Below are 6,518 nucleotides of genomic sequence, written 5' to 3'. Positions count from 1 at the left end.
GGGGAGATGACCGTGCAGAAACCCAAGCTGGTCGCCGTCGGCGCTGTCCTCGTCGTGGCGGTCGCGGCCGGCGTGTGGGCCCTGGTCGCCGCCGGTGACGAGCCGGACGCGGGCCGCCCGTCCGCCGGCACGTCGACCGCGGCGACCGGCGCGGCTCCGGCCCCGACCGATCCGGCCGGTGTGCTGGTCGCCGCCGCCGCGAAGGTCGACGAACAGCCGTACCGGTTGACGGTGGGCAGCGGCGGAACGGCCGAGGGGGACACCACGGTCCTGGTGTGGGACCCGAAGGCGCGACGCGGCACGGAGACCACCTCGCTCAAGGTGCCCAACGGCGAGGTGAAGATCGAGCGGCTGAGCACCGGTCCGGACGTCTACGTGCGGGTCAGCGCCCCGGACCGCCGGATCCCGGTCTGGGACGGCAAGACCTGGTGGCACGTCGGCAGGCCGGGTCGGCCGGTCACCAACAAGGGCCTGGACAACACCCGGCTGGCCAGCACGCTGACCGCGCCGGCCGCCGTCCGCCAGACCGGCACCCGGGAGTACGCGGGCACGCTGGACCTGCGCGACAGCGCCGCCGTGCTGGGCGGCGGGATCGGCGGGGTGCTCGGCGACCGGGCCGCGAAGGTGCCCTTCACCGCCAGCGTGGACGAGCAGGGCCGGTTGGTGCGTTACCGGATCGAGCTGGCCACCGAGCAGGAGAAGACGGCTCAACTCGACCTGACGTACTCGGATTTCGGGCTGCCGGTGACGGCCGATCCGCCGGCGGCCGACCTGGTCGGGGAGGACCCGCCGGCGAACATCCCCGGCGCCTGACGCCGGTTCACTCCTCCACCGATCCGTCGCTCGGGGTGACCAGGAAGTCGTAGACGGTCCGGGCCATCCGGCGGACGGTCTCGTCGCCGGTCGCCATCGGGCCGGCGGTGAGGAACGCGACGGCGGTCTCGGTGCCGGGGATCAGGTAGTAGCCGACGTCGTGGGAGGCGTCCGGCAGGTCGCCGGTCTTGTGGGCCACCGGAACTCCGGGTGGCAGCGCCGCCGGGATCTTGGTGTTCAGGGTCTGCTCCCGCATGAAGCCGATCATCAGGTCGCGGGAGGCCGGAGTGAGGATCTCGCCGTCCCAGACCGCGCCGAGCAGCGACACCACGTCGTCCGGGCTGGTGTAGTTCTCCTCGCCGCGCTGGGCCGCCGCGCTGTCGAGCATCCGGCGGGCCAGGATGGTGGACCGCTGGTTCATCGAGTCGATCAGCGCGTTGACCGGGGCGAACCCGCCCAGGTAGGTGATCAGCACGTTGGCCGCGACGTTGTCGCTGTACTTGATCAGGTACCGGGCGAGCCGGTACAGCGTGACCACCTGCGGGAACGTCTCGAACTGGAGCTGGCCGGTGCCGCCGACCACGTCCGCCGGGGTGACCAGCACGCCGTCGTCGAGCGAGACCTGTCCACAGTCGACCCGGCGCAGCAGCTCCACCAGGATCCACAGCTTGATGACGCTGGCGGCCTTGGGGCGCAGCGCGCCGTTGACCGAGACCTGCTGGTCGCCGTACCGGCCGGACAGGTCCCGGACGGTGGCTCCGGACGGGTTGAGGCTGGCGTCGGCGACCACCCGGGCGAGCTGCCCGCTGAGCGGGAACAGCCGGGCGCCCTCGACCGGGTCGGTGGGTGGCTGCGGGCTGGTGACCACCACGCCGGTCAGCTCCACCGGCTGAGCCTGCGGCCCGGACACCACGAGTGTGCCCGCGCTGCGCCCGATCAGCGGCACCCGGTAGCGGAAGCTCCTGCCCTCGACGGTGACCTCGCCGCTGGCCACCCCGGCGGCGACCAGCATGTCCGGATCGGCGACCCGGCCGGTGTCGCCGTCGCAGGCCCGGTATCGCACGGTGTGCCCGAGCGAGTCCACCGCGAACGCACCGCCGGGAAACGACAGCCAGGACACCTCACTGGTCGGCGCCCGCTCCGGCGCGGGCTCCACGCCCGGCTCGTCGCTGCGCCCGCCCCCGTCCACCGGCCCGTTCCCGTCGACTGATGCGCCGTCGGCTGGTCCGTCGTTCCCCGCCGGTCCGTCGTTGGCTGGCTCGGTTCCGTACCCCGGCGTGCTCTGGCGGTCCGGGCCGGGGCCGTCGGCGGTGGCCGGCCCGGTCGTCGCGACGACGACCAGGGCGACCGCCGCCGCCAGCCACCCGAGGGATACGTGGGGGTGCGGCGCGAACAGGGAAGATGAGTGCTTCTTGTCGCTTTTTCTCACGTTTGCACGATAAGAAGCGTGGGAGGCGGATGGGGCGGACGGGACCGCCGTCACCCGTCCGGGAGCCGATGTCCCCGGGAGCGACATACCTCAGAGGTATAAAGATGACTCTGCGGTATCAGGGGCATCAGCGATACCCGGCCCGGGGAGGCACCTATGTTGATCATTGCCGGCAGTCTGCTCGTCGAGCCGGACGCCCGCGACGACTACCTCGCCGGTTGCCGGCAGGTCATCGAACAGGCCCGCGCGGCGGCCGGCTGCCTCGACTTCCTGCTCGCGGCGGATCCGCTCGACCCGGGCCGCATCCACGTCTTCGAGCGCTGGGAGTCCCCGGAGCAGTTGGCGGCGTTCCGAGGCGCCGGGCCGAGCGAAGCCCAGACGGCGGCCATCCTCGACGCCGACGTGCACCGTTACCTGATCTCCGGCGTCGAGGCGGCCTGACCCTCGCCCCGGGCGCTACACCAGCAGATCGAGCAGGAGTACGCCGGCGAAGCCGACCACCGAGATGAGCGTCTCCATCACCGACCAGCTCTTGATGGTCTGGCCGACGGTCAGGCCGAAGTACTCCTTGACCAGCCAGAACCCGGCGTCGTTGACGTGCGAGAAGAACAGCGACCCACAGCCGATGGCCAGTGCCAGCAGGGCCACCCCCGGCCGGTCCAGGGTCGCGGCGAGCGGTGCCACGATGCCCGCCGCCGTGATGGTGGCGACCGTCGCCGAGCCGGTGGCCACCCGGATGCCGACCGCGACCAGCCAGCCCAGCAGCAGCGGGGAGAGGTTCGCGTCCTTGGCGGCGTCGGCGACCAGGTTGCCCACCCCGGCGTCCACCAGCACCTGCTTGAACCCGCCGCCGGCCGCCACGATCAGCAGGATGCCGGCGATCGGGGGCAGCGAACCGCCGAGCACCGAGGAGACCTGGGACCGGCTGAATCCGGCCTGGTAGCCGAGGGTGAACATCGCCAGGATCACCCCGGCGAGCAGCGCCACGATCGGCGTGCCGACGATGTCGAGCGTCTTGCGGCCCGCCGTGCCCTCGTCCAGCGTCAGCTCGCCGACCGCGCGGAGCAGCATCAGCACCACCGGCAGCAGCACGGTGATCACCGCGGGCCAGAACGCCGGGGTACGCCGGGCGGTCTCCGTGCCGCTGTCGTTCACCGGCTCGCCCGGTCGACCGCCGCCCGGGTTGACGAGATCGTCGTCGGTGAGCAGGTCACCGTCCACATCGCGCCGGTCCGGCGCCCCGGCCGTGCCCGTCGTTCCGGCGGTGCCTGTCGCTTCGGCTGTGCCCGCGGGGGTGGCGGGCTGGCGGCGGGTGGGCAGCAGTGCGGCCGGCGCGGTCGCCGGCACGTACCGGGCGATGAAGTTGCCGAAGACCGGCCCCGAGATGATCACCGTGGGGATCGCCACCAGCAGGCCCAGCCCGAGCGTCAGGCCCAGGTCGGCGTTGAGCGACGAGATCGCCACCAGCGGGCCGGGGTGCGGTGGCACGAGGCCGTGCAGCACCGAGAGGCCGGCCAGCGCCGGGATGCCGAGTTTCATCAGCGGTACGTCGGTCCGCATCGAGACGAGCAGCACGATCGGCACCAGCAGCACCACGCCGACCTCGAAGAAGAGCGGCAACCCGATGAGCGCCGCCACCCCGGCCATCGCCCAGGGCAGCGCGCGGCCGGACACCCGGCCGACGACCCGGTTGACGATGCCGTCCGCGCCACCGGACTCGGCGAGCAGACCGCCGATCATGGCCCCCAGCGCGATCAGCAGCCCGACGCCGCCGACAGTGGTGCCGACGCCACCGGTGAACGAAGTGATCATCTTGTCGGGCGCGACGCTGGCGACCACGCCGAGCACCGCCGCGCCGAGGATCAGCGACAGGAACGGGTGGACCTTGGCCCAGGCGATCAGCAGCACCACGGCGACGATGCCGAGCAGCGCGGCGACGACGAGTTGGCCGTCGCCGGCGGTGGTGACCGGCTCGGCTGGCGCAGCGAACGAGGCCGGCAACGCGAACGAAGCCGGGGCCGCGAACGAGGGCGGCGTCGCGAGAGGGGCCGGCGCGGTGAGCCAGGCCGGCGTGGCGAGAGAGGTCAGCGGTTCGGCGAGGGCGAGGGGTGGGAGCACGGCGATCACGACCTTCGGGACGGGGGTCGGCCCTGGGCGGGGCCGGCCGAAGGGCCTACATCGGTGGTCCTGCGGGGGTGGCCGGCTCGGCGGGCAGGCCGGGTGCCAGCCGACGCATCGACGTGAAGGTGGGCACCAGCGCGTCGTACAGCTCGGCGAAGAGCGGCAGCAGCGCCGCGTACGTGGCGGCGGCGGCCGGGTCGGGGCGGATGACCTCCTCGATGCGGACCAGGTCGGCCGCCACGTCGATGCTGGGGATCAGGCCCAGCGCCTGCATGCCGAGCAGCGCGGCGCCGAAGCTCGACCCCTCGCGGCCGGCCGGGAAGCTCACCGGCATGCCGAGCACGTCGGCGAGCATCTGCCGCCACAGGCCACTGCGGGCGAAACCGCCACCGGCCCGGATCTCGCGGACCTCGTTGCCGGCGGCGCGCACGGAGCTGAGCACCAGAGCGAGCTGTTGGCAGACCCCCTCCATCGCGGCCCGGACGAGGTGTTCGCGGCGGTGCCCGTGGGTCAACCCGACGTACGCGCCGCGGGGCAGCGCGCTCCAGTGTGGAGCGCGTTCGCTGTGCAGGTACGGCAGCATGATGAGCCCGCCCGAGCCGACCGGGGCGCGGGCCGCGAGGGCTACCAGCTCCTCCTCGGGGTGCTCGCCCAACTCCGGCGCGAGCGCCGCGCCCGCCCACTTGAGGACGATGCCGCCGTTGTTGATCGCGCCGCCGACCGCCCAGCGGTCCTCGGTCAGCGCGTAGCAGAACACCCCGCCCAGCGGGTCCACGCCGGGGCGTTCGACCATGACCCGCATGGCGCCGCTGGTGCCGATCGAGCAGGCCACCATGCCGGGGTGCACCGCGCCCAGGCCCAGGTTGGCCAGCGGTCCGTCACCGGCGCCGACCACCACCGGGGTGCGCGGCGGCAGGCCGAGGTCGGTGGCGGCCCGCGGGGCGAGGCCGGGCAGGACGGCGGTGGTGGCGACCAGTTGGGGCAACTGCTCCTCGGTGATACCGGCGATGGTCAGCGCCTCGGTGTCCCACTCGAGGGTGTGGATGTTCATCAGGCCGGTGGCCGAGGCGATCGAGTGGTCGGTGACCAGCGCGTCGCAGAGTCGCAGCAGCACCCATTCCTTGATGCCGACCCAGTGCGCGACGCGCTCGAAGAGCTTGGGTTCCTGCTCGGCGAACCAGAGCAGCTTGGGCAGCGGCGACATCGGGTGCATGGGCGTACCGGTGCGCCGGTGCAGGGCCAGCCCGGACGGCACGGCCCGCAGCCGCTCGGCCTGGCGGGTGGCCCGGGAGTCGGCCCAGGTCACCGACGGCGTGAGCGGGTTGCCGGCCGCGTCGAGCCCGATGAGGCTGTGCATGGCGGAGCAGAAGGCCAGGCCGGAGACCGGAACGGTCAGCTCGGTCACCACGGCCCGGATCGACTCGACGACGGCGGCGAGGATCACCTCCGGGTCCTGCTCGGCGTACCCGGGGTGCGGGTCGTCGAGGGGGTAGGCGGCGGAGTGGCTGGCGAGCAGCCGCCCGTCGGTGTCGTACGCCATGGTCTTGGTGCTCGTGGTGCCGATGTCGACCCCGACCACCACACCGGGCAGGGTGTCTGTCGGCATGACCCTCACCCCCTCCGTGCGGGCGGTGCGGCGGCGTCGCCACCCGGCTGCGGCTGACGTTACCGAGACAGCGGCCGCCCCGCACGACACGACGGAAGGTGAATCGACGCAGCAGTATCGCCCTATCGTCCGGGTTGCTCCGCCATTCGGATAGTTCGCCCGTCCTGGCGTGTCCCGGCCGACCGTCAACACTGTTAATCCGAGTGCACCCCGGATTGGTGGCCTGCGCGGCGAAGGAGTCGGCGTGGCAAAGACTGAATCGACGGGTTCCACATGGCGGTACCGCTGGGCGCAGCGGCAGAACGTGCGGCGGGTCAGCACGTACCGCGGCGCGGAGACGGCCTGGCGGCGACGCGACGACGAGTTACGGCGGCTGCGCGCCCTGGCCGCCGACTTCCAGGGCTCCGCGGCGGCCGGTGCGGGCCTCCCCCTTGAGCTGGTCGACGACGAGGTCGTGCTGTGGGCCCTGCCCGCCGCGCAACTGGTCGAGGTGCGACACACGACAGTGCTGCCCGCGCCGGACCTGACGGTCGCCGCGCCTGCCGCGCC

Annotated in this window: 5 protein-coding genes and 1 pseudogene; 3 read left to right on the top strand and 3 right to left on the bottom strand. The window is 72.9% G+C overall.

All coding sequences use genetic code 11. The features are described 5' to 3' along the window. On the top strand, positions 1–813 hold an 813-nt coding region (locus AB0J68_RS24100), incomplete at its 5' end, for a hypothetical protein (RefSeq protein ID WP_363940542.1). Positions 814–820: 7 nt separating this feature from the next. Here the strand turns inward: AB0J68_RS24100 and AB0J68_RS24095 are convergent. Beyond that, positions 821–2,242 (bottom strand): serine hydrolase, encoded by a 1,422-nt coding sequence (locus AB0J68_RS24095; RefSeq protein ID WP_363940541.1) that lies wholly within the window; start codon positions 2,240–2,242, stop codon positions 821–823. A 156-nt stretch (positions 2,243–2,398) separates the two neighbouring features. Here AB0J68_RS24095 and AB0J68_RS24090 point away from each other — a divergent pair, with 156 nt between their 5' ends. Beyond that, the gene (locus AB0J68_RS24090) at positions 2,399–2,683 is read left to right on the top strand and encodes an antibiotic biosynthesis monooxygenase (RefSeq protein ID WP_363940540.1); all 285 of its coding nucleotides are present in this window, start codon (positions 2,399–2,401) and stop codon (positions 2,681–2,683) included. Between the two features lie 15 nt (positions 2,684–2,698). On the opposite strand, the gene AB0J68_RS24085 is transcribed toward AB0J68_RS24090, so the two are convergent. Continuing rightward, positions 2,699–4,243 carry an SLC13 family permease gene (locus AB0J68_RS24085; protein WP_363940543.1) on the bottom strand — a complete coding sequence of 515 codons (1,545 nt, stop codon included), beginning with the start codon at positions 4,241–4,243 and terminating at the stop codon, positions 2,699–2,701. Between the two features lie 172 nt (positions 4,244–4,415). Further along, positions 4,416–5,969, bottom strand: coding sequence for a gluconokinase (locus tag AB0J68_RS24080; RefSeq protein ID WP_363940539.1), 1,554 nt, complete (start codon positions 5,967–5,969; stop codon positions 4,416–4,418). Positions 5,970–6,213: 244 nt separating this feature from the next. Here AB0J68_RS24080 and AB0J68_RS24075 point away from each other — a divergent pair. Then, positions 6,214–6,518 (top strand): annotated as a pseudogene (locus AB0J68_RS24075) (hypothetical protein); the annotation flags it as partial.

The sequence above is a fragment of the Micromonospora sp. NPDC049580 genome (genome assembly GCF_040675595.1).
Lineage (GTDB): Bacteria > Actinomycetota > Actinomycetes > Mycobacteriales > Micromonosporaceae > Micromonospora.
The sequence above is the reverse complement of the archived record's forward strand: the minus strand, read 5'-3'. Positions and strand labels throughout refer to the sequence as shown.

Excerpts from the sequence above, each read along its gene's own strand:
- AB0J68_RS24090 (WP_363940540.1), top strand. The coding sequence starts at position 2,399 with ATGTTGATCATTGCCGGCAGTCTGCTCGTCGAGCCGGACGCCCGCGAC.
- AB0J68_RS24080 (WP_363940539.1), bottom strand. The coding sequence starts at position 5,969 with ATGCCGACAGACACCCTGCCCGGTGTGGTGGTCGGGGTCGACATCGGC.